Source organism: uncultured Rummeliibacillus sp. (assembly GCF_934216135.1).
Taxonomy (GTDB): domain Bacteria; phylum Bacillota; class Bacilli; order Bacillales_A; family Planococcaceae; genus Rummeliibacillus.
This window is the reverse complement of record NZ_CAKQBI010000001.1, coordinates 183,895-210,566: the sequence shown is the minus strand read 5'-3', so window position 1 is coordinate 210,566 and position 26,672 is coordinate 183,895. Positions and strand designations below refer to the sequence as shown.

General features: G+C 35.5%; 23 protein-coding genes. All 23 read right to left on the bottom strand.

Annotated elements, in window-relative coordinates; translation table 11 throughout:
- Window positions 1–9 precede the first annotated feature (9 nt).
- The 23 genes from cotE to Q0977_RS00925 all read right to left on the bottom strand — a co-directional run bounded on the left by cotE (window position 10) and on the right by Q0977_RS00925 (window position 26,548).
- A complete protein-coding gene (cotE, locus tag Q0977_RS01035) occupies window positions 10–612 on the bottom strand; it encodes an outer spore coat protein CotE (protein ID WP_124217363.1) in 603 nt (200 codons plus the stop codon).
- A gap of 196 nt (window positions 613–808) precedes the next feature.
- Window positions 809–1,246, bottom strand: coding sequence for a RicAFT regulatory complex protein RicA family protein (locus tag Q0977_RS01030; protein ID WP_119414361.1), 438 nt, complete (start codon window positions 1,244–1,246; stop codon window positions 809–811).
- Window positions 1,246–2,787: a tRNA (N6-isopentenyl adenosine(37)-C2)-methylthiotransferase MiaB gene (miaB, locus tag Q0977_RS01025; RefSeq protein WP_299509771.1), complete on the bottom strand. Its 1,542-nt coding sequence runs from the start codon at window positions 2,785–2,787 to the stop codon at window positions 1,246–1,248. The genes Q0977_RS01030 and miaB overlap by 1 nt, the downstream gene beginning before the upstream one ends.
- 251 nt (window positions 2,788–3,038) lie before the next feature.
- Window positions 3,039–3,905: a 2-oxoacid:ferredoxin oxidoreductase subunit beta gene (locus tag Q0977_RS01020; RefSeq protein ID WP_119414359.1), complete on the bottom strand. Its 867-nt coding sequence runs from the start codon at window positions 3,903–3,905 to the stop codon at window positions 3,039–3,041.
- Window positions 3,892–5,643 carry a 2-oxoacid:acceptor oxidoreductase subunit alpha gene (locus Q0977_RS01015; protein WP_119414358.1) on the bottom strand — a complete coding sequence of 584 codons (1,752 nt, stop codon included), beginning with the start codon at window positions 5,641–5,643 and terminating at the stop codon, window positions 3,892–3,894. Before Q0977_RS01015 ends, Q0977_RS01020 begins: the two co-directional genes overlap by 14 nt.
- A 466-nt stretch (window positions 5,644–6,109) precedes the next feature.
- Complete coding sequence (locus Q0977_RS01010; protein ID WP_119414357.1) at window positions 6,110–6,376, bottom strand: stage V sporulation protein S; 267 nt, start codon at window positions 6,374–6,376, stop codon at window positions 6,110–6,112.
- Between the two features lie 87 nt (window positions 6,377–6,463).
- Window positions 6,464–7,261 (bottom strand): TIGR00282 family metallophosphoesterase, encoded by a 798-nt coding sequence (locus Q0977_RS01005; RefSeq protein WP_119414356.1) that lies wholly within the window; start codon window positions 7,259–7,261, stop codon window positions 6,464–6,466.
- A gap of 132 nt (window positions 7,262–7,393) precedes the next feature.
- Window positions 7,394–8,947 (bottom strand): ribonuclease Y, encoded by a 1,554-nt coding sequence (gene rny, locus Q0977_RS01000; RefSeq protein ID WP_299510015.1) that lies wholly within the window; start codon window positions 8,945–8,947, stop codon window positions 7,394–7,396.
- Window positions 8,948–9,270: 323 nt separating this feature from the next.
- Window positions 9,271–10,326 carry a recombinase RecA gene (gene recA, locus Q0977_RS00995; RefSeq protein ID WP_299509766.1) on the bottom strand — a complete coding sequence of 352 codons (1,056 nt, stop codon included), beginning with the start codon at window positions 10,324–10,326 and terminating at the stop codon, window positions 9,271–9,273.
- Window positions 10,327–10,501: 175 nt separating this feature from the next.
- Window positions 10,502–11,758: a competence/damage-inducible protein A gene (locus Q0977_RS00990; RefSeq protein ID WP_299509763.1), complete on the bottom strand. Its 1,257-nt coding sequence runs from the start codon at window positions 11,756–11,758 to the stop codon at window positions 10,502–10,504.
- A gap of 121 nt (window positions 11,759–11,879) precedes the next feature.
- Window positions 11,880–12,458 carry a CDP-diacylglycerol--glycerol-3-phosphate 3-phosphatidyltransferase gene (gene pgsA / locus Q0977_RS00985; RefSeq protein ID WP_119414353.1) on the bottom strand — a complete coding sequence of 193 codons (579 nt, stop codon included), beginning with the start codon at window positions 12,456–12,458 and terminating at the stop codon, window positions 11,880–11,882.
- Window positions 12,459–12,505: 47 nt separating this feature from the next.
- A complete protein-coding gene (locus Q0977_RS00980; RefSeq protein WP_119414352.1) occupies window positions 12,506–13,426 on the bottom strand; it encodes a RodZ domain-containing protein in 921 nt (306 codons plus the stop codon).
- A 17-nt stretch (window positions 13,427–13,443) separates the two neighbouring features.
- Window positions 13,444–14,244, bottom strand: a complete 801-nt coding sequence (locus Q0977_RS00975) for a DUF3388 domain-containing protein (protein WP_119414351.1) — start codon at window positions 14,242–14,244, stop codon at window positions 13,444–13,446.
- Between the two features lie 181 nt (window positions 14,245–14,425).
- Complete coding sequence (locus Q0977_RS00970; RefSeq protein WP_299509748.1) at window positions 14,426–14,683, bottom strand: DUF3243 domain-containing protein; 258 nt, start codon at window positions 14,681–14,683, stop codon at window positions 14,426–14,428.
- A 42-nt stretch (window positions 14,684–14,725) separates the two neighbouring features.
- Window positions 14,726–15,454, bottom strand: a complete 729-nt coding sequence (locus Q0977_RS00965) for an elongation factor P 5-aminopentanone reductase (RefSeq protein WP_119414349.1) — start codon at window positions 15,452–15,454, stop codon at window positions 14,726–14,728.
- Window positions 15,454–16,785, bottom strand: coding sequence for an EF-P 5-aminopentanol modification-associated protein YfmH (locus Q0977_RS00960; RefSeq protein WP_119414348.1), 1,332 nt, complete (start codon window positions 16,783–16,785; stop codon window positions 15,454–15,456). Before Q0977_RS00960 ends, Q0977_RS00965 begins: the two co-directional genes overlap by 1 nt.
- Entirely contained in the window at window positions 16,785–18,053 is a 1,269-nt protein-coding gene (locus Q0977_RS00955; RefSeq protein WP_299509742.1) for an EF-P 5-aminopentanol modification-associated protein YfmF, read from the bottom strand. The genes Q0977_RS00960 and Q0977_RS00955 overlap by 1 nt, the downstream gene beginning before the upstream one ends.
- A gap of 180 nt (window positions 18,054–18,233) precedes the next feature.
- Window positions 18,234–19,193 (bottom strand): ABC transporter permease, encoded by a 960-nt coding sequence (locus Q0977_RS00950; RefSeq protein ID WP_119414346.1) that lies wholly within the window; start codon window positions 19,191–19,193, stop codon window positions 18,234–18,236.
- Window position 19,194: 1 nt separating this feature from the next.
- Entirely contained in the window at window positions 19,195–20,241 is a 1,047-nt protein-coding gene (locus Q0977_RS00945; protein WP_124217274.1) for an ABC transporter permease, read from the bottom strand.
- On the bottom strand, window positions 20,241–21,779 hold the full coding sequence (locus Q0977_RS00940) for an ABC transporter ATP-binding protein (RefSeq protein ID WP_299509738.1): 1,539 nt from the start codon (window positions 21,777–21,779) through the stop codon (window positions 20,241–20,243). Before Q0977_RS00940 ends, Q0977_RS00945 begins: the two co-directional genes overlap by 1 nt.
- Window positions 21,780–22,061: 282 nt before the next feature.
- Window positions 22,062–23,126: a BMP family protein gene (locus tag Q0977_RS00935; protein ID WP_124217272.1), complete on the bottom strand. Its 1,065-nt coding sequence runs from the start codon at window positions 23,124–23,126 to the stop codon at window positions 22,062–22,064.
- A gap of 65 nt (window positions 23,127–23,191) precedes the next feature.
- Window positions 23,192–23,920: a GntR family transcriptional regulator gene (locus tag Q0977_RS00930; protein WP_119414342.1), complete on the bottom strand. Its 729-nt coding sequence runs from the start codon at window positions 23,918–23,920 to the stop codon at window positions 23,192–23,194.
- A 288-nt stretch (window positions 23,921–24,208) separates the two neighbouring features.
- Complete coding sequence (locus tag Q0977_RS00925) at window positions 24,209–26,548, bottom strand: DNA translocase FtsK (RefSeq protein WP_299509724.1); 2,340 nt, start codon at window positions 26,546–26,548, stop codon at window positions 24,209–24,211.
- Between the last annotated feature and the right edge of the window lie 124 nt (window positions 26,549–26,672).

The following is a 26,672-nucleotide window of genomic DNA, read 5'->3' as shown; positions in this document are numbered from 1 at the left end:
TAAAGTTGTTTATCTATGAAATGATGATGATTCTAAATCAGATAAATCTGATGATGAACTGGATGAGCTCGAACTAGATGAGCCGGATGATTTGTGAGATTTTGGCGATTTTGAAGAACTGGATGATGAACTTTCATCTTCAAAGTTCCAATCTTCTTCATACTCCATTGGGTGAATACTGATACAAATTGTTGTTTCCCCAACCACTTCCGCTAATAACTCTCTTTCAATAGTAACCACAAAAGTTTCACCATCTGGTCCAATTACTGCTTCAATACAATTTGGTTGTTGTAATACGCGAATATGAACTTCTTCTTTTCCTGAAGACTCGTCATCGCGATAATGGAGCTTGATACGATCACGATAAGGAATCGTTTCAGAAAATACCGCTGTTTTACAATGGTTATTATATGCATACCATACATTGATCTCACACTTGCCTGATACTTCTACAAATTTTCCATTCTTCTTAGCGGAGTAAGTATGATTGATCACCCAGCAACCTAAAATACTTGATGGACTATTTGGTGGACGTAATGTTTCACAAGATTCTGTTCTCTTTTTTCCCTTTGCAATCACTGCTTTGGTCACAATATGACGTAACTGTCTCAGCATGATTCCTCCTTTATCTCCCGTTCACCACATCATATGCGCTATTAGCCTAGTGGGTGCCTAATTCGTTAAGAAAATGTCGCAAGCTATAAAAAATCAATTTATTTTGAGACATGAATATGGCTTTGGCGAAAAAAAGGATGCCTATTGTATCGGCATCCTTTTCTTGTATTTATAAATCTATAAAAATTTATTTTTATGAACAACTTCCAGGCTCAGAATTGCGAACTTTAGAGCCTGTTTCACCACGTAAAACATCGCCACCAGTTGATTCGACAATTTCATCTGTCACATTGTTAGCAATAGAATTTGCTACTAGTTGCAATAAATCATTAACGTCACCTTGAGATTGTTTAAATTCAACCACTATTGGAAGAGCATCGATTTCTTTTTCGATTTTTTCAATTTTCTCTTCGATCAATTTTAGCGCTTTTTCTTTTCCGTAATGTTGGAAATTCACCGCTTGCTTTTGTAAACTTTTTAAACTTGCGATTTTTTCTCGAACAAATTGATTTTCGTTTATTTGTGCTTCTGCACGTTTAAAAAATTCAACTTCTTCAGTATTTGCAATCATATGTGCAATTTCATGAGCTTTTTCAATAATATCATCTTTTGTGTATAGTTTTCCTGTCATTATGCTTTCACCTCTTGACTCGATACTACTTCGATAAATTCACCTTGTAAAGACCATGTTTTTGCATCAGTTATTTTAACTTTTACAAGTTCTCCAATGACTTCTTTCGGTGCTACAAAGTTAACGAGTTTATTTTTTCTTGTATATCCAGCTAATACTTCTGGGTTCTTTTTACTTTCACCCTCAACTAATACTTCAACAATTTGACCATCATATTTCTTTAAAGCTTCGGCACAATATTCATTTACTACTTTGTTTAATCGTTGAAGCCTATCCTTTTTCACTTCAAGTGGTACATTATCTTTCATCTTGGCAGCCGGTGTACCTTCACGTGGAGAATATACATAGGTATAAGCCATTTCAAATCCCACTTCTTTATATAAAGAAAGTGTTTCCTCAAACTGTTCTTCTGTTTCATTTGGGAAGCCTACAATAATATCCGTTGTAAGTGCTACATCTGGCATAGCTTTTCGAATTTTTTTGACAAGTTCTAAATAACTTTCACGTGTATATTTACGTGCCATAATTTTCAACATATCACTAGATCCAGATTGTACTGGTAAGTGTATATGCTCTACTAGATTACCTTTTTTCGCTAGTACTTCGATTAAATGATCATCAAAGTCTCTCGGATGACTTGTTGTAAAACGAATACGTGGAATATCTATTAGACGTAATTCATCCATTAAATCACCAAGTCGATAATTACGATTTTCAAAGTCTTTACCATAAGCATTAACATTTTGACCTAGTAAAGTAATTTCTTTGTAACCTTGAGCTGCTAGACTACGAACTTCCTGGATAATATCTTCTGGTAATCGACTTCGTTCTTTTCCGCGTGTATATGGCACGATACAATACGTACAAAATTTGTCGCATCCATACATAATGTTAACCCATGCTTTTGTATGACCTTTTCGTACTTTAGGAAGGTTTTCAATGATGTCTCCTTCTTTAGACCATACTTCAACTACCATTTCTTTAGATAAGTATGCTTCATTTAAAATTTCTGGCAAACGGTGAATATTATGTGTTCCGAAAATCATATCTACTTGGTCATATGTTTTTAATATTTTCTTTACAACTGCTTCTTCTTGTGACATACATCCACAAACACCAATTAATAAATCGGGATTTTCACGTTTTAAAGGTTTTAAATGTCCTAGTTCACCGAAAACTCTATTTTCAGCATTTTCACGAATGGCACATGTATTCATTAAGATTACGTTGGCTTCCTTTACATCTTCTGTTGGCTCATATCCAAGCTGGATGAAAATACCTGCCATCACTTCCGTATCATGTTCATTCATTTGGCAACCATATGTGCGAATTAAAAATTTGCGTCCTGTTCCCATTCCACGGAACTTTTCATCGATTTTAAAATCCTTATGGTATTGCACTTCTTCTTTCCCACGTCTCTTTGCATCTTTTAAAGATGGCGCAGTATAAACAGATTGAAAGTACTTACTATAGTCTTTCTCTGCTGTTGACGTAGATTTTGTATTTACTTGCTGACTGGCAAGTCGTTGTTCTTCATTCATCGGTAAACCCCTTTCGTTCGAGTACCCATTACTATATTATACTGAAAGATATACTATTCTCACAAGAATTAGCATGAATTGTTAAGGAATGTACATATTAATGGTAAATTCATAAAAGAAGGCATATCTATTTACATATATAAATTAAATTTAGGAATTAACGTTTTCTTTCGTTCAAAATAATTCTTAAAAAGAAAAAATCACTCAATCATTTTCATGAATGAGTGATTTTTTTGCTAACGGAATTTAAACTAGATAAATTCTTTCATTAGTTCATTTAGTTCTTCTTCTTTAATCATGATATCAGCTTTATTTAATGGTTCTTCATGATATCCAATTACTTTTTCTTGGTAAGAAAGTTCATCATCATTTTGATAAATGATTCCAGTAACAAGACCTTCGTGTTCCATTACTGTTTTCATCGCTTCTGCACGATTTGATGAATCGTAGCCTTCAATACTTGAAAGTTTTGTAATATGTTCTTTGAACCAATCATATGTGTTCACTTTATTGTAAGTTACGCACGGGCTAAATACATTGATAAATGAGAATCCCTTATGCTTCATACCTGCTTCAATAATTGCTGTTAGTTCTTTCAAGTCTGTTGAGAAACTTTGTGCAACAAATGTAGCTCCAGAAGAAAGTGCTACTTCTAATGGTTTTAATGATGGTTCAATTGCACCACCTGGTGTTGATTTTGTGACAAAGCCAGCAGCTGAACGAGGTGATGTTTGACCTTTTGTTAATCCGTAGATTTGGTTATCCATCACGACATAAGTGATATCGATGTTGCGTCGGATTGAATGGATTGTATGTCCCATACCGATTGCAAAGCCATCTCCGTCACCACCTGTAGCAATAACGTTTAAATCACGATTTGCCATTTTTAATCCTTGTGCGATTGGTAATGCACGACCGTGGATACCGTGTAAGCCATATGAATTGATATAGCCTGATAAACGACCTGAACAACCTATGCCTGAAACTACTGCTAGTTCATGTGGTTGAATGTCAAGATTTGCTGCAGCACGTTGAATTGCTGCTTGCACTGAAAAGTCACCACATCCTGGGCACCAGTTAGGTTTAACTGTATTACGAAAATCCTTAAATGTTACCATCAGTTAGCAACTCCTTTACGCGGCCAAGTAATTCCAATGGTAGGAATGGTGTACCGTCATATTTTGTTAAGTTTATAATTTTATCGTGGTGTCCCATGTTCAATTTCATAATATTAGCTAATTGGCCAGTTGCATTATTTTCAACAACAATAACTTTTTTAGCATGATCGATTAATGGTTTCATTTCTTCAACAGGGAATGGATGGATCAATCGAATATGTGCATGATTTGTTTTAATACCTTCAGCATCTAGCATTGGGCGAATTTCTTCAATTGCACCTTTGGTAGAACCAAAACCTACTAAAAGAACATCAGCCTCTTCGTTTGGTGCATCAGTAAATACCGGTGTATCAAAATGAACATATTGTAATTTACGGAAACGTTTGTCCATTTGTTTCTTACGATTTCCAGCTGCTTCAGAAGGTTTTCCTTCTTCGTTATGTTCTACCCCTGTAACATGGTGAATACCATATTTTTGACCAGGAACTACACGTGTAGAAATACCATCTTCCGTTACTTCATATCGTTTGAAGTATTGTTTATCTTCTAATTCTGGAAGTTCATCCAAGTTTAATTTACCACGGTTAATCTTGATTTTAGAGTAATCGAACGGTTCTACTGTTTGTTTACCAAGTGAAAGTTGTAAATCTGAAAGAACAATTACTGGTAGTTGTAATTCGTCTGCAATATTGAATGCTTGAATCATATCGTAAAACGCTTCTTCACCAGTTGACGGTGCAATAACGACTTTTGGAATTTCACCATGTGTACCATACAACATAGCCATTAAGTCAGATTGTTCTTGTTTTGTTGGAAGACCAGTTGATGGACCACCACGTTGTGTATCTACAACAACAAGTGGTGTTTCTGTCATTCCTGCTAAGCCAAGCGCTTCCATCATTAATGATAAACCAGGACCTGCAGATGCTGTAAATGCACGTACACCACCGTAGCTAGCACCAATGGCCATAGTAGCAGCTGCAATTTCATCTTCTGTTTGAATCACAGTACCACCAAATTTAGGTAACTTTTTAATTAGGTATTCCATAATTTCAGAAGCTGGTGTAATAGGGTATGCACTCATTATACGAGAGCCTGCAGCTAATGCACCTAGAGCAATTGCTTCGTTACCAATCATAAATAATCTGTGTTTACCATCGCCAGGTTCAAGTTCAAATTTACCAACTTGTTCCTTTAATAACTCATTCATCATTTGATGACCTTTTGCAATTGCTTCCATATTCTTTTGAACTACTGCTTCACCTTTACGGCCAAAGATTTCGTTAACAACACTTTGGAAAACTTCATCTTTAAGGTTCATAAGGGCTGCTGTTGCACCTATTGCAACCATGTTTTTCATAAGTGAAGTTCCTAGTTCAGTTGCAATTTCAGTAAATGGAACAATATATAGTTCTGCTAGGCAATCTTCAGGTTTTACAGGTTTAAATTTAGCATCTGCTAAAATAACACCATCTTTTGTTAGTTCTTTATAGTTAACCTCGATTGTTTCTTGGTCAAATGCTACCAAAATATCTAAGTCATCTGGAATCGTATGTACAGTTGACGTACGTACGTTAATTTTATTATTCGTATGGCCACCTTTAATGCGGGAAGAAAAGTGACGATAACCATATAAGTGGTAACCTAAACGGTTCATCGCTGTAGAGAAAATTTCTCCAGTACTTTCAATACCTTCCCCTTGTTGCCCACCGACTTTCCAAGAAAGCTGATGTAACATCGATCAACATCTCCTTAATATATCACGTATAAGCTTTTTATCCTTCATAAGTTTATCACGAACATGCAGATGAAACTATTGTTATTAAATGATTTCTCCTAAAATCAGACCTTTGACGGAAAAGTTCGTTCATAAATTTTCAATAAACTACTTTCTTTTTATGTATTATTTTTAATCAAAAACAGAAAAAAATACCGAAGTAATTATCCGGTATTTTTATTTATTATTTAATTCAATTTTATCATGTAATATTTTTCATCATTTTGAACCAATGAGAATTCACATTAAGTGTATTTATGAATGCGCTTTTTAAGTAATGATCATTCTTACTATAAAATTTTTCACAATTTAGCGGCTTGCACCTCGTGTCAATTTGCTCCCTCATTCGAAAGAATAAAGGAGCTTTCGACTCAGGCAATCCAGTGCTCTTCAAATCAGAGCAAGCCGCCTTCTCTTTTATTATTTACTATCGTCCTTTTTTTTCGACGAGCAATTTTAATGCTGTACGATCTTCACCAGCTATTAAAATATCCGTAAATGCTGGTGAACATGTTAAATCAGTACCACTCGGAGCTACAAAGCCTCTCGCAATTGCGATTGCTTTCACAGCCTGATTGAGGGCACCAGCCCCAACTGCTTGCATCTCTGCATATCCTTGCTCTCTAATCACTGCCACTAATGCACCTGCTACGGAATTTGGGTTGGAGCGAGACGATACTTTCAATGAATCCACAACTATTCCTCCCTTAGTTTGAAAAATCGGGGACATTTTGATTGTCCATGAAGCATTGTATGCTCACCCTGCATAAAATAGACTAGTTTAAGGAACGAAAGGATAATCAGCATTTATATAAATACGTTCAAAGTATTTAGCTTTACCAGATTTGTTATCAAGTTCAACATAAAAGCCACTAAATACTTCTCTGCCTTGTTTTGGTACTTCAAATCGTGTTGGCATATTTGTTTTAAAACGATATATAACTTTATCTTTGTTCATGCCCAGTACTTCATCGTACGGTCCTGTCATACCTACATCAGAAATAAATGCAGTTCCCCCTGGGAAAATACGAGCATCAGCTGTTTGAACATGAGTATGTGTACCAACTACTGCTGAAGCTTTTCCGTCTAAATTCCATCCTAATGCAATTTTTTCACTAGTTGTTTCTGCATGAAAGTCTATGAAAACAAGCGGAGATATTTTTTTTGCTTCCTCTACTAATTCTTCTGCTTTAGCGAATGGATCTCCATGAGGCGGTAAAAATGTTCGACCATGCAAATTAATGACTGTTATCGTTTCGTTATTTTTTGTGACAGATACCATTCCTTTACCTGGTGCTTCATCCGAAAAATTAGCTGGTCGAATTAAATAATCTGCATCATCAATAAAGTCGAAAATTTCTTTTTGGTCCCATGTATGGTTTCCCATTGTTATTACATCTACGCCCATCATAAGTAAATCTTGATAAATTCCTTTAGTTATACCTCTACCTGCAGCTGCATTTTCACCATTTGCTATAACAACATCTACATTATATTTTCTTTTTAGGCGAGGTAAGTATGATTCAACTGCATCTAAGCCAATATCCCCTACGATGTCTCCAATAAATAGTACTTTCATTTCATCCACTCATTTCCATAACAAAAGGCTTCTCGACCGTAGTACTAAGAAGCCTTTTGTCCATTAAATTATATAAATATACAAAATCATTGATTTTGGCTTTTAAATATACAAAACTTGAAGTACTAAATTCTACTTAGCATATTCAACAGCACGAGTCTCTCGAATAACTGTAACTTTAATATGCCCTGGATAATCTAGCTCATCTTCAATTTGTTTACGAATATCACGGGCTAAGCGATGTGAAGCTAAGTCGTCAATTTGATCTGGACGTACTATAATACGAATCTCACGTCCTGCTTGAATAGCATATGACTTTTCTACGCCTTCATAAGATTCTGAAATTTCTTCCAATTTTTCCAATCGACGAATATAATTTTCTAATGTTTCACTACGTGCACCCGGTCTTGCTGCTGATAACGCATCGGCAGCAGCTACTAAAACTGCTATAACAGATGTTGGTTCTGTATCACCATGATGCGAAGCAATACTGTTAATAACTACAGGATGCTCATGGTATTTTGTTGCTAATTCTACACCAATCTCAACATGACTACCTTCTACTTCATGATCGATGGCTTTACCTATATCATGGAGTAAGCCTGCGCGTTTTGCTAAAGTTACATCTTCACCTAATTCAGCTGCCAATAGTCCTGCTAAATGAGCAACTTCTATAGAGTGTTTTAAGACATTTTGACCATAACTTGTCCGATACTTCATTCTACCAAGAATTTTCATTAAGTCTGGGTGTAAATTATGAATTCCAACTTCAAATGTAGTTTGTTCCCCAGTTTCGCGGATTTGTTCGTCTATTTCTCGACGAGATTTTTCCACCATTTCTTCAATACGAGCTGGGTGGATACGACCATCTTGTACAAGTTTTTCTAATGTAAGACGAGCAGTTTCGCGTCTAATAGGGTCAAATCCTGATAGGATAACTGCTTCTGGCGTATCATCGATTATTAAATCGATACCAGTTAATGTTTCAAGTGTGCGGATATTACGTCCTTCACGTCCTATAATTCGACCTTTCATCTCATCGTTTGGTAAGTTAACGACAGATACAGTCGTTTCTGCAACGTGGTCTGCTGCAAAGCGTTGAATGGCAAGTGATAAAACTTCCCTTGCTTTTTTATCAGCACCCTCTTTTGCACGTGTTTCAGCTTCTTTTGTCATTACGGCAATATCAGTTGATAACTCGCTTTCTACTTGTTTAAGAATAATTGCTTTTGCTTCATCACGAGATAATGCTGAAATGCGTTCAATTTCGGATTGTTGTTTAGCAACAAGTTCTTCCACTTTGCTTTCCATCTGTACAATATGCTGTTGTCTTTCAGTTAGAGCTTCTTCCTTACGCTCTAATCCTGTTTCTCTCTTATTCAGAGCGTCATCCTTGCGATCAAGATTTTCTTCTCTTTGCAATAACCGATTCTCTTGTTTAATAATTTCAGACCGGCGTTCACGGATGTCATTTTCTGCTTCAGTTCGAAGTTTGTGAGTTTCATCTTTTGCTTCAAGTAGTGCTTCTTTCTTAAGAGCTTCTGCTTCTCTCTTACCTTCTTCAATAATAAGTTCTGCAGCACTCTTTGCACCGTTCACTTTTGATTCATTCACTTTTTTCATGACGAAATAGATAACAGCGGCACCGACGATAATTCCTAGCAAAGCGGAGAAGATGATTTCCATCATACAAATACCTCCTCTTGCTGTTTTCATACTCTGTTTCAGTCGGCTTTACATTGATCATTCAATATAGTGCCAATTTCATTTCAATTTTAGAAATAATACAATTTAATTGTATAGTTGATATATTGACCTGTCAAGGATTCACAGTTTTTGGATGTATTCTAATCTATCTGTATCAACTTTTGAATCTTTATGTAGCATAAAGTTGTTATTTAAATCAATTATAAATGTAACGAAAATTTTAAATTATCAAACTTAAAGGAGTGCATAAAGATTTTCTTTCTAAAAAAGGTCCTTCAAATTTGAAGGACCTTTAGAAAAATCTATTCTTCATCAAATAATGTTGGATCAACTTCAGAGTCTTCTAAGTTAGCGTCTGTAATCTCTCCATTTTCAGCAATACCTGATGCAACACGGATTTTCTGAGCTATTTCTTCTTTAATTTCAGGATTTTCTTTTAAGAATTGTTTTGCATTTTCACGTCCTTGACCTAGGCGTTCATCATCATAGCCATACCAAGATCCGCTTTTTTGTACAATATCCTTTTCTACACCGATATCAAGAATTTCGCCTTCTTTTGAAATCCCTTCACCATACATGATATCCACTTCTGCAGTTTTAAATGGCGGTGCTACTTTGTTTTTCACAACTTTAATCTTTGTACGGTTACCAACCATTTCGTTACCTTGTTTAATGGTTTCTGCACGACGAACTTCTAAACGTACAGATGCATAGAATTTTAGTGCACGTCCACCAGGAGTAGTTTCAGGGTTACCAAACATAACACCAATTTTCTCACGGACTTGGTTGATAAAGATTGCGATCGTATTTGACTTATTAATAATCCCTGATAGTTTTCGTAAAGCTTGTGACATTAAGCGTGCTTGAAGACCCATATGGGAATCACCCATTTCGCCTTCTATTTCTGCCTTTGGAACGAGTGCAGCAACTGAGTCGATAATAATAATATCAATCGCTCCACTTCGTACTAATGCTTCTGCAATTTCTAAAGCTTGTTCACCAGTATCTGGTTGAGATAATAATAATTCATCAATATTGACGCCAAGTTTAGAAGCATAAACAGGATCAAGGGCATGTTCAGCATCTATGAATGCTGCTTGTCCTCCATTTGCTTGTACTTCTGCAATTGCATGTAATGCTACAGTAGTTTTACCTGAACTTTCAGGTCCATATATTTCAATGACACGACCACGAGGGTAACCACCAACTCCAAGTGCTGTATCAAGCGCTAAAGAACCACTTGAAGATGTAGAAACTCTACGGTCTGCCTGTTCTCCTAATTTCATAACAGACCCTTTACCAAATTGCTTTTCAATTTGCTTAAGGGCCATATCCAATGCCGCTTTACGTTCGTCCAATCTAGTTCCTCCTTTAAAATGAGTTGTCTTATATTTCTGTTTCTACTATACTTCTTTTTTGAGAAAAACACAAGAAAAAAGCGAACGTTTATTCGTCAAAATTAAATTACTATTTAATAATGATTACTTAAAAATTCACGAAATACATATTTTAATAGTCTTTTTAATATCGAATTTATTTTTTGACATATCCTTTTTCTGCTAACAGATGGATTAAATAATGGAATGCAAATTTAACAGCACGTAGGCGATTTGTATTACGCATACCCGTCAATTGTAATTTGTAAGTAAGAGGTGGGTCTTGGTCAATCGCAATACCAATCCACACTGTTCCTGCAGGTTGATCGCCATGAGCTTCAGGTCCTGCAGCACCTGTTAAACCTACACCGATATCCGTGCTAAATTTTCCTTTAACAAGTCGTGCCATTTCTCCAGCACATTCAGCACTTACAACACCATAGTTTTCTAAAATTTCTTTTGGCATTCCTAATTGCTCTTGTTTAACCTGTTCTGTATAGGTTACCATCCCACCTAATAATGATTGGCTAATTCCCGGATTTGCAGCAAGCTCTGATTGGAATAATCCAGCTGTTAAACTTTCTGCTGCTGAAATTGTTAAATTATTCGCAATGAGCATTTCTGCTGCTTTGCTTGATAAAGAATCATCATCTTCCCCGTACAGATAATCTCCAACTCGCTCTATGATTTCATTTTTAGTTTTATTGATCAATAACCACGCTTGTTCTTCATTTTCAGCCTTTGCAGTAATACGCAATGTTACTTCACCATCAGATGCAAGAGGCGCAATTGTTGGATTTGATTGTTCATCTAACAAATCTTGTATACGCACTTCCAATTCTGCTTCACCAATGCCATAAAAACGCAGTACATGTGATACTATTTTGTTATCTTCATGTAGGCGCTCTGCAAGCTTTGGTTTTGCTTCGAATTGAAACATTGGCTCAATCTCTTTTGGTGGTCCTGGTAACAACATATATATTTTGTTATGAACGTCATAAATCATACCCGGAGCCATTCCGTTCTTGTTAGTCAATACTTGGCTTCCCTTTAAAACTAAAGCTTGTTTGCGGTTATTATCAGTCATAATTCGATTTTGTTTTGCAAAGAAATCTTCAATAGATTTCATCGCCTCTTCGTCTTCTACGAGATCTACATTCAAGTGTTTTGCAATTGTTTCTTTCGTTAAATCATCCTTAGTAGGTCCTAAGCCACCAGAAAAGATAAGTAGGTCTGAACGGGATTCCGCAATTTGAATCACTTCTTTTAAACGTGCTGCATTATCCCCCACAACCGTATGATAATAAACATTAATACCCAATTCTGATAATTGACTCGAAATAAAGCGCGCGTTTGTATTGACAATTTGCCCCAACAACAATTCTGATCCTACAGCAACAATTTCCGCATTCATCAATTATTCCCCCTTTTTTGTAGAAAAAAATGGCTCATTCGTTTGAATAAATCAAACGCCACAAAAGTGGTTGCGAAACGAAAATATTATCTTTCGTCATGCAAAATGAGCCAATATTACTTTATTTTGATTCTAATAAAATTTTGCGGTTTAACCAGAAGTAATCAACACCTGACCAAACTGTAAAGAATAATGCTACATATAGCATAATTGTTCCGAATGGAATACCCCACATTGCAAAGATAATGTTATCCATTAATAAGGATGCAATTGCAATGATTTGTGTCCATGTCTTAATTTTGCCGAGTTGGTTAGCGGCTACAACTTCACCTTGTTCCGCACAAATTAAACGTAAGCCTGTTACAGCAAATTCACGGCTAATAATAATGATAATGACCCATGCTGGTGAAGCGCCCATTTCTACTAATAAAATGAAAGCAGATGAAACTAGCAATTTATCTGCTAATGGATCTAAAAACTTCCCTAGGTTTGTAACTAAATTGTACTTTCGTGCATAATGTCCATCAATCCAGTCTGTTACAGAAGCGATGATAAATATCAAAGCACCTACAAAATGTTCAACTGGTAATGTAGCACCTAATATAGACATATTACCCCAGCCAAAGTCTAACACCATCATCAATACGAAAATAGGTATTAAACAAATTCGAGAGACTGTGATTCTATTAGGAATATTCATTTGTTTCACCTTTCTTAACAAAGGAAAAAGTCATCCTGTTCAGATGACTACTTTTCTTCCTCAAATTTAATAACGATATTTTGAGTATAACGTTCTGCAGGAGTTGCTGCAAATTTTATCTTTTCATCATTTACATATACTGTACCATTAGCTGAAGCTCCAAGTCTAACACGAACGCTTTTCTTACCTGTTGCATCTACGTCAATCTCGTCACCATCACTATACATTTGATCAGCCTTAAATGAGTCAGATTCACTTGAGATCTCTTTACCTGTTTCATCTTGAATACCAACCCATGTACTACCCATAACTTTTACTTTCACCTTAAAGTCTTTCGCGCCTGTAAGAGTATAAGTAGTTGTTACACTATCATTTTCTAAAACACCTTTCGAAATTTTTTGTTTAGTTTTTTCTTCTGGTGAATCAGTTTTATCGGTTGTTTTTTCTTTTGCGCTAGTTTCCGTTTTAGTAGCTTCTTTATCCTTATTACTATTTGTCTTGACGTTTGTTGATTCTACCTTAACATCTTCTTGTTTAGGCTCATCCACAACTTCACTGCTTGAATTATGTTGTTTTAAAAACCAAATTGCAGCAATAATAATGATGATAAATAAGGCAACAATGATTTTTGGCATCCAATCAGAACTTTTCTTAGCTGTCTTTTTTGCTAAAGTTCTACGTTGTTGTGGCTGTTGAATGTTAGTTGTTGCAGTTACATTTTGCACTGTATTATTGGCCGGAATTTCCGATTTAAACGTTTCTAATAATTCATTACTATCTAGTCCTACTGCTTCCGCATATTGCTTAATAAATGCACGAACATAAAATGTTCCTGGCATAATACTATAATTACCTTCTTCAATAGCTGATAAATAGCGCTTTTGAATTTTGGTAATTTCTTGTAAATCATCCAGACTATAGCCTTTTGACACTCTCGCTTCCTTTAAACGAGCTCCTAATTCTGTCAATTGTAAACACCTACCTGTTAAAAATTAAATCCTCCAAAACCACCGAAACCATCCGAATCTTGTAAAAAGCTATTATTTCGCTCTAATACTTCGTATGTAATTTCTTCATCTGGATGATGTCTTAATTCGATAATATAATCAAAGTCATCTATTGTATATTCGGAATGCTGCACAAACATATCAGGGTGCTCAATCACGATAATCGCTGGCAATTGCATAATTTCACGAACTAATTGTTGATGTCGCTCGTCCGATGAACGTCTAGTAACAACACCATCTAATATAAATACGTTATTACTATTAAATTCATCTCCAAGTAGTCTATTGCGCACTGTTTGTTTAATCATAGTTGATGATAAAAATAACCAGCGCTTATTTGCACAAACACTTGCAGCAACAATTGATTCCGTTTTTCCAACTCGAGGCATTCCACGAATTCCTATTAACTTACGACCTTCTTTTTTATAAATTTCAGCCATAAAATCGACAAGAATCCCTAGTTCATCTCGCACAAAGCGAAATGTCTTTTTTTCATCTGCTTCTCGTTGAATATATCTGCCGTGTCGAATAGCTAAACGATCTCTTGTAGTAGGTTGTCGAAATTTGGTGACTTTAATCATTTCCATTGTCGAAACAATACTTCTAAATCGTTCAATTTGTTCCTCTTTTTCAGCTCGTAGAAGCATACCTCTTCGAACTTGGTCGACACCATTTATCGTAACTATATTAACCCTAAGCATACCTAATAATGATGCGATATCACCTAATAATCCGGGGCGATTGATTTGTATTTCATATTCAAAATACCATTCTCTCACATACAACGATCCCTTCTATTATAAAACGCATAAAACATATATATGTTCCATAATAGCTGATTTTTCTATAGATGAAAAGGGAAAAAGAAACGGGATGCATTAAAAGTTTAAAAAACACTTTTAATCATTCCCGAGACTTTTATAAAGACAATTTATTTTAACTCTTATATTAAATAAGTTTTTACTGCAAATTTTTATTTTGAACTAATTTAACGACACAATTCGCCAATGCTTCTTTCTCATTTTCAGAAGCAACGCCCCATAAATTAGAAAGTACACGTTCTTGTTCATTTTTCGGATCAACATTGTTGGCTAAGTATTCACCAATTTGTACCGCTGCTTTTTGAATTACTTGATTTGTCATACCAGATTGTTCAGCTTGAGCCACATTTTGCCCTAAAAACGATGTCCATTGTTGCCAATTTTCTAAAATAGGCATAGAACCCCTCCTTTACACAATAAGTATGTGTAAAATCAGTTGTTATATGTACCAGCCGCCGTTAATTCTCAAGATTTGTCCTGTTATATAATCAGCCTTTCCAGATTGTAAAAAGGCTACTAGGTGTGCTACTTCTTCAGGAGATCCAGCACGTTCTAATGGAATTTCAGCCAAGAGTTCACGCATTTCTTCGTCATTTAAATGTCCATTCATTTTTGTATCGATTAGTCCCGGAGCAATTGCATTTACACGGATTCCATTAAAAGATACCTCTTTTGCATAAGCTTTCACAAAAGAGTGAATGGCTCCTTTAACGGTAGAATATAGTGTTTCTCCCGCTCCACCTGCTTCACCCCATATAGAACCAATCATTGTAATATAACTTACTTGATGTTGTCTTAATTTTGCTGACAACATACCAATAATTTGTATAGGTGTCTGAACATGTACTTTCCAAAGTTCAGTCATTTCTTTAACAGTTGTATCTTCCACTAGTTTATAAAGCGCTTGACCACTAGCTATGACAATTGCTTCTAATGAAAACACAGACTGTACAATCGTAGTTGCTGCTGATTCGGATGTTAAATCTGCCTGAATAATCATGAATTCTTGTTCCGGATAAGACTGCATCATTTCTTCAAGTAGACTTTGCACAACTTCACTATGGTGATTGTACTGCAAATAGAGTGACCAACCATTTTCCGCTAGTTCACGACAAATGGCACTTCCGATTGCTCCGGAAGCGCCTAATACTAATGCAAATTTTTTCATTATGCTTTTTTACCTTCTGCCTTTGAATTGTTTTTAGTATTATTGGCTAGTGGTAAAATTTTAAAGACTGTTTGTTGAGATTCTCCTTGCAGAGATTTAAAAGCTTGTTGGACGTCAGCTAAAGTTAGTTCTTCAATTGCCGAAACAGAGTCAAACAGGTTCATATCATTGAATTTATAACGTGTAAATTGATTTGCTATATATTCAATGGAGTTAAGAGCTCTTAAATTAAAGCCTATTCTACGGCGTTTTACACGTTCCAATTCCTCTTCACCAAATGGCCATTTCTCTTCTGTTTTCTTCAATTGCTCTTTTATAGCTTGTATCAATTTGTCAGGTTGATGTGTATCTGAACCTATCATTGCAAAGCCAAATCCATGTTCTAAAGAAAAATCGTAAGAGTAAGATTCATCGATTAAACCTTCTTCATACACTTTTGTATAAAAATCTGAGGATCTTCCAAATAAGATATCCAATGTCAAACTAATTGCAAGCTCATGTTTTAACATTTCTCGTCCTGATAGATTTGTTTCCTTTGCTTTAAGTCCTACAGAAACTTTTGCTTTCGAAACATCCATATTCAATGTACGTTCAGGTATAGCAACTTCAGATGGTTCATCTACTTCAATCCGCTTAATCGGAGTAGGCTTTGCAAATTCTTTCTTATCTTGGTTTTCACGAATAACTTGCATCATTTTTTCAGGTTCTAATGAGCCAATTGCAAATAGCAACATGTTTGAAGGATGATAGAAAGTATGATAGCAAGTATATAAATGTTCTGCCGTAATTTTATCTATCGATTCGACAGTTCCTGCAATATCAATTTTTACAGGATGTTCTTTAAACATATTTTCGATAGTGCCAAAATATAAACGCCAATCAGGTTGATCGTCATACATCGTAATTTCTTGACCAATAATCCCTTTTTCTTTGTTGACGGTTTTTTCTGTAAAATAAGGTTCCTGTACAAAATTTAATAATGTCTCAGTACTTTCATAAATATGATTCGTTGAAGAAAATAGATAAGCAGTTCTTGTAAATGAAGTAAAGGCATTTGCTGATGCACCATACTCACTAAACTTTTGGAATACATCTCCATCCTCTTTTTCAAACATTTTATGTTCTAAAAAGTGTGCTATGCCATCTGGAACTGTAATTGCTTGTTGTTCACCAAGCGGAACAAAAGAACGGTCTACAGATCCATACTTAGTTGTAAATGTGACAAATGTTTTTGAGAATCCTTTTTTCGGCAAAATGTAGACGTCTAACCCATTTTCAAGCTTTTCATAATATAATGTTTCATCTAGTTGATCAAAGCGAATTGTTTCCATTATTTTTCGTCCTCCATTCCACTCAAGAAATAGACGGTTTCTTTGTGCATTTGTTTAGCCATAGCCACAACGTCTTCTTTCGTTACAGCCTGCCATTTCTTTTGCCAATCTTCTACATTGAAATCTTCATCCAAATCTTTATATTGGTCATATATTTCAATTTGACCACGTGCAGAATCTAATGCTTCTTTTAATTGGTTTTGAAGCATTGCTTTTGTTTGTGTCAGTTCCAAATCTGTTATTTCGCCATTTTGCATAGAGGCTAATTGGTCATCAATCAATTGAATCACTTTCTGCTCATTTATAGCATCAATTCCAGACGTTACATAAACTAAACCATATTGTGCAGAATATGAACTTGAACAATAATACGCCATACTTTCTTTTTCACGAACATTCATAAACAATTTAGAATGTGGATATCCTCCAAAAATACCATTAAAGATTTGCATTTTTGGAAAATCTGCATCTTTGAAAAATACCGGTATTGAATAGCCAATATGCAGTTTTCCTTGTCGCATATCTTGCTTTTCTTTCACATAATCATCAGTTGGTTCAATTTTTGGTAAATCTTTTAGTTTAAATGTTGTTTCTCGCTTTCCAAATGGTAGTGCTTTTTTTAGACCCTCTACCATTTTATCTTCATCTATATCTCCCACTACGTAAATATCAATCGCATCTTCTGTAAGCATACGGTGATATGTATCAGTAAGTGATTGAGGTGTAATCGCTTCAATAGCTGGAATTGTACCATTAGCAGAAATAGATGCTGGGTGATTTGGCGCTAAAATTTTTGTTAAGCGATTTTGTGCATAGCGTGATTTATCATCAAATATAGATTGAATACGTTCCTTGACCATTTCTTTCTCACGAGAAACGATATTCTCTTTAAAAGTTCCACCTTCTAAATTCGGCTCAAATAGTACTGTATGCATTAAATCTAATACTTTACCTAGTACATCAACTTGTTTTAAGTATTGGTCATTTACCGTTTCAACATTTAAAATGACAACATGTTCGTTTCCTTTTTTACTTGTATCTAAATACAAAACTGTTCCATATAAATCATCTAAATGCATACGCATACTAGCAGTAGATGGGAATTTGGCATTACTGTGTTGCAATACATTTGTTAAAACAGTTCTTTCCGCTGCCTCCTCTACCTCTAAAGGTCTTCTAAATTTCAGTGAAAAATTCACTGTTTTAAATTGATCAGTTACTCTTGTATGAATATGAACGTCTTTAGCTACTTCTATAGTGTTAAACATTCAAACCCCTCCTATCTACTTAATATAACAAACCATTACCCCAACTATACATGTCAATTGAATAAAATTGCAACTAAAGTAAAAGCAAGTCAATGCATGGCCCTTTAGACATAACAAAAAAGGCCGAGAAGTTGGCTCGGCCTTTTCATAATAATTAGTGATTGCACATGAATTGAAAGATTATCGTTTACCTTTAATATAAGGTTCACCTGATGCTTTTGGTGCTCTTGCTTTACCGATAAATCCAGCTAAAGCAAAGATTGTTAAAAGATAAGGTAAGATTAACAATATCACTTCAGGAACATCTTTGATCACAGGAATAGAAGCACCAGCAATACTCAATGATTGTGCTAATCCAAAGAATAATGCTGCACCTAGAGCACCAAGTGGATGCCATTTCCCAAAAATCATTGCTGCAATGGCAATGAAACCTTGTCCGCTAATAGTACTCTGACTAAAGTTACCTGCAATTGCTTGTGCATAAATTGCACCGCCAATACCACCAAGTGCACCAGAAATCATAACAGCTACATAACGCATTTTCGTAACGTTAACACCCATTGTATCTGCAGCCATTGGATGTTCCCCTACAGCTCGTAAACGCAAACCAAATGGTGTTTTGTAAATAATGTACCAAGCTATAAACGCAACAACAATCGCCAAAATAGACGTACCATAAACATCTGTGAAGAACATTTTCCCTAAAATTGGAATGTCTTTCAAGACTGGGATATCAAATCGTGAAAAACGTTCTGCTATAGAATCTGTTTGACCTTTGTCATAGATCATTTTTACACTAAACACTGCTACAGCTAGTCCCAACATGTTTAGAGCGACACCAGCAACCGTTTGATCTGCTCGGAATGACACAGCTGCAACAGCTAGAATTAAAGAAAATACAATTCCGATTACCATTGCTATAACTAAACCAATCCAAGGTGTAAGTCCACCAAAAGTATCTGCAAATGTTAAGTTAAAAACGATACTACTGAAGGCTCCTATAATCATTACGCCTTCTAGTCCGATATTAACTACACCTGATCGTTCCGTGAATACCCCGCCTATTGCAGTCATAATTAATGGAGCCGCATAGAAGATAGCAGAAGGAATAATGAAATATAACACTTCTAAAAAACTCATGTTATTTTTCCTCCTTTTTTTTCTTACTTATACGTTCAAGTGCTACTCGAATGATATAACCTGAAGCAACAAAGAAAATTATCAATGCGATAACGATTGATACAATTTCTACTGGAATCCCTGCTTCATTTGGCATATTTAGACCACCATTTTTTAATGAACCAAAAAGCATTGCTCCAAGCAATACACCAAATGGTTGGTTAGCACCAAGTAAAGCTACTGCGATTCCATCAAAACCGATACCAGTAAACGCCGTCATCTTCGAGATATTACCGAAAGTACCTAACGCTTCCATCGCGCCGCCAAGACCAGCGAAAATACCTGAAATCACCATTGCTAGAATAATATTTTTGCTAACATTCATACCCGCATACTCTGATGCATGTTGGTTAAATCCAACAGATTTTAGTTCGTAACCGCGAGTTGTCTTTTCTAATATGAACCACATGATAATAACTGCTAAAATTGCAATGATAAAACCCCAATGCAAACGGGAGTAGTCTGTAATAGATTCTAAAAATGGCGAGCGTAATGAAGCAGTCTCATGGATTTTCTCTGTTTTTTCGCCATCAGATAACGTTGCAATAGTTGCATTTACAACATGTAATGCGATATAGTTCATCATAATCGTCACGATTACTTCATGAACTTGTAATTTTGCTTTCAATAAGCCTGGGATAAATGCCCATAATCCCCCAGCAACTGCTGCTGCTAATAATGCTAGTGGGATATGAACAATCTTAGGAAGATCAAATGCATAACCAACATATGCAGCTGCTAACCAACCTACCATTAACTGTCCTTCCACACCAATATTAAATAAACCTGTGCGGAATGCAAAAGCTACTGCCAAACCAGCAAATACATATGGCGTAATTTGACGAATTGTTTCACCAATATTATAGGTGTTACCAAAAACACCATTCCATAATGCAATATAACCATCTACTGGGCTAAATCCACTAATAGCCATTACAATTGCTCCAACAATAATACCCAATAAAATTGAGATAAGAGGGACTAGAATATTTGTCAATCGTTTAGACACTATTCGTCACCTACCTTTTTTGAATCTTGATGTAATTTTTGTCCAGCCATTAATAAACCGAGTTCTTGTTCTGATGTTTCGTGCGGTAGCACTCTATCAATAATTGACCCATCATGGATGACAGCAATACTGTCTGATACATTCATCACTTCATCTAATTCAAATGATATTAATAACACTGCTTTTCCTTTATCCCGTTGTTCAATAAGACGTTTATGAATAAATTCAATCGCCCCTACATCTAAACCACGCGTTGGCAATGCTGCTATTAATAATTCTGGGTCTCGCTCAATTTCACGACCGATAATTGCTTTTTGTTGGTTACCACCTGACAATGCACGTGCAAGTGTCATCTCGCCTGGTGTACGCACATCATATTCATGAATAATTTTTTTTGCAAAATCATTTACTTTCTTATAATCTATAATACCTGCCTTAGAAATAGGTTTTTGATAGTACGTTTGTAAAACTATATTATGGCTAATAGGAAAATCGAGTACAAGTCCATGCTTATGTCGATCCTGAGGAATATGACCGATTCCTGCCTCTGTAATTTTACGAGGTTTGAAACCAGTTATATTCTTACCTTTTAAAGTGATTGTTCCTTTTTTCACCTTGCGAAGACCAGTAATTGCTTCGATTAGCTCTGACTGACCATTTCCGTCTATCCCAGCAATCCCAACAATTTCTCCAGCTCGAACGGTAAGATTTAAATTTTTAACCTTGTCGACACCACGATTGTCTACAACAGTTAAATTTTGGATATTTAATACAACATCAGTCGGTTTTGCTTCCACTTTTTCAGTCTTAAATACAACTTGTCTTCCAACCATCATTTCGGCAAGCTGATCTGGATTTGTATCAGCAGTTACAACTGTACCTATCCCTTTACCTTTGCGTATTATTGTAACGCGATCTGAAACTTCCATAATTTCTTTTAATTTGTGAGTAATTAAAATGATAGATTTGCCTTCATCAATAAGACGTTTCATAATCTGCATCAATTCTGTAATTTCTTGAGGTGTTAGTGATGCTGTAGGTTCGTCGAAGATTAAAATTTCAGCGCCTCGGTATAATGTTTTTAAAATTTCCACACGTTGTTGCATACCGACTGAAATGTCTTCAATTTTAGCATTTGCATCTACATTTAAACCATATTTTTCAGATAGTTCTTGTACTTTTTTTGCCGCATCTCGAATATTGATGGAACCCATCTTCGTAGGTTCACTACCTAAAATGATATTTTCTGTCACCGTAAAATTCTCAACTAACATAAAATGTTGATGAACCATTCCGATTCCAAGATCATTGGCTTTGTTAGGGTCAGTAATCTTAACTTCCTTGCCATGAACTTTAATGGAGCCTGCTTCTGGTTGATATAAACCAAAGAGCACATTCATCAACGTCGATTTCCCTGCACCATTTTCTCCTAATAGTGCATGAATCTCTCCTTTTTTTAGCTGAAGGGTGATGTTATCATTTGCTACGAAATCCCCGAATTGTTTTCGAATTCCAAGCATTTCTATCACATATTCCAATGTGTTCACTCCCTTGGACACTATAAATTTATGGTTGTCATTAATAAATTAACAAAGGTTAAAAAAATTAACACAAGAAGGACTTAAATACACAAATATTTTTTCAGAATATTAATCCAAAACTATATTTTAGAACAACTACATATAATCGTGAATAAGATGGTATATTCTAAAAATTTACTATAATTTAAATTCCTTCGTCTGTTAATTAGAAACTAAAATACATCATAAAGACTAGCATAAGCTAGTCTTTATGATGATGTTAAACCTGATGGTTAAACCTTATTTTTCTGGTTTTTCAGGAACTGTAATTTCACCTTTAATAATTTTTTCTTTGTATTCATCGATTTTCTTTTGTGTATCACTAGTAATTACACCGTGAGAATCTGCTAAATCAACACCATTATCTTTTAAGCCCAAAGTAATAGTTTTACCGCCTGGGAATTTGCCATCTTTTGATTGTTTTGCAACATCTTCTGCAGCAATATCAACACGTTTTAATACAGAAGTGAAAGTAACATTTGTTTTGTCATCTACTTTACCTTCATCGTATTGGTCACGGTCAACACCGATTACCCAAACATCAGCTTTCGGATCTTTTTTCTTACGTTCTTTTGCTTCAGTGAATAAGCCATTACCTGTACCACCTGCTGCGTGGAAGATGATATCAGAACCTGAATCATACATACGTTTTGCAATAGCTTGACCTTTTGCAGCGTCGCCAAATGAGCCTGCATATTGAACATCAACTTTTACTTTTGGATTTGCAGCTTTAGCACCTGCTACGAAACCAGCTTCGAATCCATCAATAATGTCACTTTCCATACCACCGATGAAGCCGATTTTGCCAGTTTTAGATTGTAATGCTGCAGCAGCACCTGCTAAATAAGAAGCTTCATTTGCTTTGAACATAATAGAAGCAACATTATCTTGTCCTTCAACTACTGAGTCGATAATAGCGATTTTAGCATCTTTTTGTTGTTTAGCTACTTCAACTACTGAATCATGTAGTTGGTAACCTACTGCAAATACTAAATCAAAATTACGGCGAACTAAGCTATTTAGGTTAGTGTTGTAATCACTTTCAGATGCAGATTGTAAGTAATCATAACCATTGTTACCTTTAGATAATCCATTATCTTTACCGAATCTTTCGATTCCTTCCCAAGTAGATTGGTTAAATGAACGGTCATCAATACCGCCAGTATCAGTTACCATTGCTACTGAGAATGACTTTTTATCATCCTTTTTAGTATCGCTTGCATTGTCGTCATTACCACATGCTGCTAATAAAGTACCAGAAGCTAGAAGTGCAGAAAGAGCTAAACCAATTTTACGCTTTTTCACTTGAAATCCCCCTAAAAAGTAAAGTTAATTTGTAGATTCGATAGCAGGAATGAGTACGTGTTTTTTTACACACGTTTTCGAACCACATGGAAACTGAATTTATCAGCTCTGAAGTAGTTACGTGAATACAGCACCACACGATCGTTATCATCATAATGGAGCTGTTTTAAAACTAAAAGCGCTGTTTCACGCCCACATTGTAATATTGGAGATACTTGATTGTGATAGCCAATTGGATCTATAAATGTAACAGCGTATGCTACATGTATATCTCCTGACTCTTCTAATGCTGAAAAAATAGAAGAATTATGTCGAGACGAGAAGTTTTTAGGCAAATATTTTGCAGGTACTTGGTCCACACAATACACAACAGGTTCTCCATTTGCTGTACGTACACGTTCAATCGATATTAAAGGTTCATCTTCATCACATTGGAAACGTTTAATATCCTCTTCTTTTGGAAGCAACTCAGTCGTACTAATATAGTTTGTACCAGGCTGCATTCCCGCCTCCTCAATCATAGAGGAGATACTTGATAGTTGTTCAATTCCAGACGTAAATAATGGTTTTGGATTTACAAATGTACCTACACCATGTCTTCGAACAATGATATTTTCTTCTTCCAACAATCTAAGTGCTTCACGAAGTGTTGCACGGCTTACTCCAAGTGATTTGGATAATTCAAATTCTGAAGGCAGTTTTTCATTTTCTTTATATACACCTTGTTCTATATCTGCTTTTAAATGATCAATCACTTGAAGATAGAGATGACGATGATCAGACTTTATTGTCAAACAAACCACCACCAGAAATTAAAGATCAGACATCAGACGTAAAACATTCCTACTAATCAGAAACTACTATACCATTTTTTTTTCTTTAAATAAATAACTTTTGCGAAAACTGTGTTAAAACAGATATTTTTTTCATTGCTTGTAGTAATTTTTGATAACAGTTTAATAAATAAATGATAAATTATACTTAAGTCTCACATAATGGAATTTTTATCGTCTTCTTTAATTTCCTTTTAACCTTGTGTTTTCTTTATCCATAAAATACTTTGTTAGCTAACGATATAGTAATTATTTACCAATCAATACTTCCCTTGGCTTACTCTTTTCAGCAGGTCCAACAATACCTCTTTCCTCCATTTGATCCATAATGCGGGCAGCTCTAGCGTAACCTATTTTGAGCTTTCTTTGTAAGAAAGAAACGGAAGCCGTATCTTGTGCAGCCACTAATTGTACTGCATCTTCATATAATTCATCTGTATCATCTAAATCTGGAACTTCCTCTTCATCAGAAGGAATCATTTCTTCTTGATACTGTGCCTTTTGTTGTGCAATAACAAAATCTACTATTTGTTCAACTTCATGATCAGAGACAAATGCCCCCTGTACACGTACCGGTTTCGACTCACCAGCAGGTAAAAATAGCATGTCCCCTCTACCCAACAAACGTTCTGCGCCACCCATATCTAATATGGTACGAGAATCAATAGCAGAAGAAACAGCGAAAGCGATTCTTGATGGGATATTCGCTTTAATAATACCTGTAATAACATCAACACTTGGTCTTTGTGTAGCAATGATCAAATGAATACCTGCAGCACGAGCCATTTGTGCAAGTCTTGTAATCGAGTCTTCTACATCACTTGAAGCAACCATCATCAAATCAGCCAATTCATCTACAATTACTACGATAAATGGCATTTTCGGGTGTTTTTCTCCATTTGCTTCATTAAATCTATCAATATGCTCGTTATATCCCTCTATATTACGTGTTCCTGTATGTGAGAAAAGATCATACCGTCTTTCCATTTCTGCAACGACCTTTTTCAATGCTTGTGATGCTTTGCGAGCATCTGTTACAACTGGAGCTAGTAAATGAGGAATACCATTATAGACGTTTAATTCGACCATTTTAGGGTCAATCATCATCATTTTAACTTCATGTGGCTTTGCTCTCATCAAAATGCTTATAATAATTGCATTGATACAAACGGATTTACCACTACCAGTCGAACCAGCAACTAGTAGGTGAGGCATTTTGTTCAGTTTTGCCAATTTCGCGTCACCAGTAATATCTCTACCTAGACCGATTAATAGCTTTTCATCTGGTCTATTATTTTGTTTAGATTCTAATACTTCCCTCAGACTGACAATAGCGACTTCTTTATTTGGCACTTCTATTCCTACTGCAGACTTGCCTGGAATTGGCGCTTCAATACGAATATCTTTTGCTGCAAGTGCTAAAGCTAAATCATCTTGTAATCCAACGATTTTGCTAACTTTAACACCTCGATCAGGTAAAACTTCATATTCAGTTACTGCTGGACCAAGATGAACTTGTGTTACAGTTGCTTTGACACCAAATGATTGAAAAGTTTGCTCCAATTTACGTGCATTTCCCTGTATTAACTCAAACTCACCACTTTGGTCAGTATGTGGTGGAAGTTTTAAATTATTCATAGACGGTAATTGATAGGATTCGTTTTCGATTACATCAGATGTAAGTATCGATGACGATTCTACTGGTTGCGCAGTTTCCTCTTGTTCATGAGAGCTTGTAGGTTCTGGGTCTACAACTTCTTGTTGAACTCTTTGTGAGAATGCTGAGATAATTGGTTCTCTTCGTTCTTCTATAACTGAGTCGACTGCAGTTGCTGCTTGATGCTCTTCATCAGGAATACTGGTTTCAGATTTCGCTTTTTTCCTATTTTTACGTGTATTTTCTTTTTTCTCATTCTTTTTCTTCTTGGCTTCTTTGCGTCGACTTACCGTATTATTAGATTCTTCTCTCATTTGTAAAATTATTTTTTTGATTGTTGGCCATTTACTAGCTAAATACGGAAGAAGCGCTTTTCCGGTAATCAATACAATACCTATTAACACCATTAACCAACCTGCAATATTGGCTCCTGCAGAATCAAATAAAGCGTAAAAACAAGCGAATAATAAAGCGCCTATTATCCCTCCGCCTAACGCATGGCTATGCTTTACAATTCCATCACTGGTGATTAAAATCCGCCAAGTTTCTTTTAATACAGAATTACTTTGAATAGCATTTCCCTTGTACAACTGTTCAAACAATGCAATATGGCTAAACAAAGTTAAACCACCAGTTATTAATAAAATCCCTATAATTAGTCGATTTTTCAGACTCGGTACTGTTCTTTTGACCATTAATAATAGAGCGCTTACCACCAATAGAAATGGAACAATGACTGCCCAGTTTCCAAAGAGGAATAAGGATAACCATTGTAATGACTTACCAACAATTCCGTATTCAAAAAATATAATGATAGCAAATCCAATTAGTATTAACCCAATAATTTCATACTTCAAAGGATGAGTTTCCTTTTTTGCTTTTGATGTTGACGCTTTTTTTGTTTTAGCTGTCCCCTTTTTTGCTATTGTCATGACTCCACCTACTTTCTTTCGTTCTATCAAATAGCTCTGTAGAACTTCAAAGAATCTATTGAATCCCTTTCATCAAATATTTTATATATTGAAAGGAAAAAAGGATTTCCTACCAAAGAGAGGT

What these genes read in the sequence shown, in the direction of transcription:
- Q0977_RS00965 (WP_119414349.1), bottom strand. Translation starts at nt 15,454, where the DNA reads ATGAAAAAATTTGCATTAGTATTAGGCGCTTCCGGAGCAATCGGAAGT.
- Q0977_RS00950 (WP_119414346.1), bottom strand. Translation starts at nt 19,193, where the DNA reads ATGAGTTTTTTAGAAGTGTTATATTTCATTATTCCTTCTGCTATCTTC.
- Q0977_RS00990 (WP_299509763.1), bottom strand. Translation starts at nt 11,758, where the DNA reads ATGAATGCGGAAATTGTTGCTGTAGGATCAGAATTGTTGTTGGGGCAA.
- miaB (WP_299509771.1), bottom strand. Translation starts at nt 2,787, where the DNA reads ATGAATGAAGAACAACGACTTGCCAGTCAGCAAGTAAATACAAAATCT.
- rny (WP_299510015.1), bottom strand. Translation starts at nt 8,947, where the DNA reads ATGGAAATCATCTTCTCCGCTTTGCTAGGAATTATCGTCGGTGCCGCT.
- Q0977_RS00960 (WP_119414348.1), bottom strand. Translation starts at nt 16,785, where the DNA reads ATGGAAACAATTCGCTTTGATCAACTAGATGAAACATTATATTATGAA.
- pgsA (WP_119414353.1), bottom strand. Translation starts at nt 12,458, where the DNA reads ATGAATATTCCTAATAGAATCACAGTCTCTCGAATTTGTTTAATACCT.
- Q0977_RS01020 (WP_119414359.1), bottom strand. Translation starts at nt 3,905, where the DNA reads ATGGTAACATTTAAGGATTTTCGTAATACAGTTAAACCTAACTGGTGC.
- Q0977_RS01015 (WP_119414358.1), bottom strand. Translation starts at nt 5,643, where the DNA reads ATGTTACATCAGCTTTCTTGGAAAGTCGGTGGGCAACAAGGGGAAGGT.
- Q0977_RS00955 (WP_299509742.1), bottom strand. Translation starts at nt 18,053, where the DNA reads ATGTTTAACACTATAGAAGTAGCTAAAGACGTTCATATTCATACAAGA.
- Q0977_RS00925 (WP_299509724.1), bottom strand. Translation starts at nt 26,548, where the DNA reads ATGACAATAGCAAAAAAGGGGACAGCTAAAACAAAAAAAGCGTCAACA.
- Q0977_RS00970 (WP_299509748.1), bottom strand. Translation starts at nt 14,683, where the DNA reads ATGCCTATTTTAGAAAATTGGCAACAATGGACATCGTTTTTAGGGCAA.
- Q0977_RS01005 (WP_119414356.1), bottom strand. Translation starts at nt 7,261, where the DNA reads ATGAAAGTACTATTTATTGGAGACATCGTAGGGGATATTGGCTTAGAT.
- Q0977_RS01030 (WP_119414361.1), bottom strand. Translation starts at nt 1,246, where the DNA reads ATGACAGGAAAACTATACACAAAAGATGATATTATTGAAAAAGCTCAT.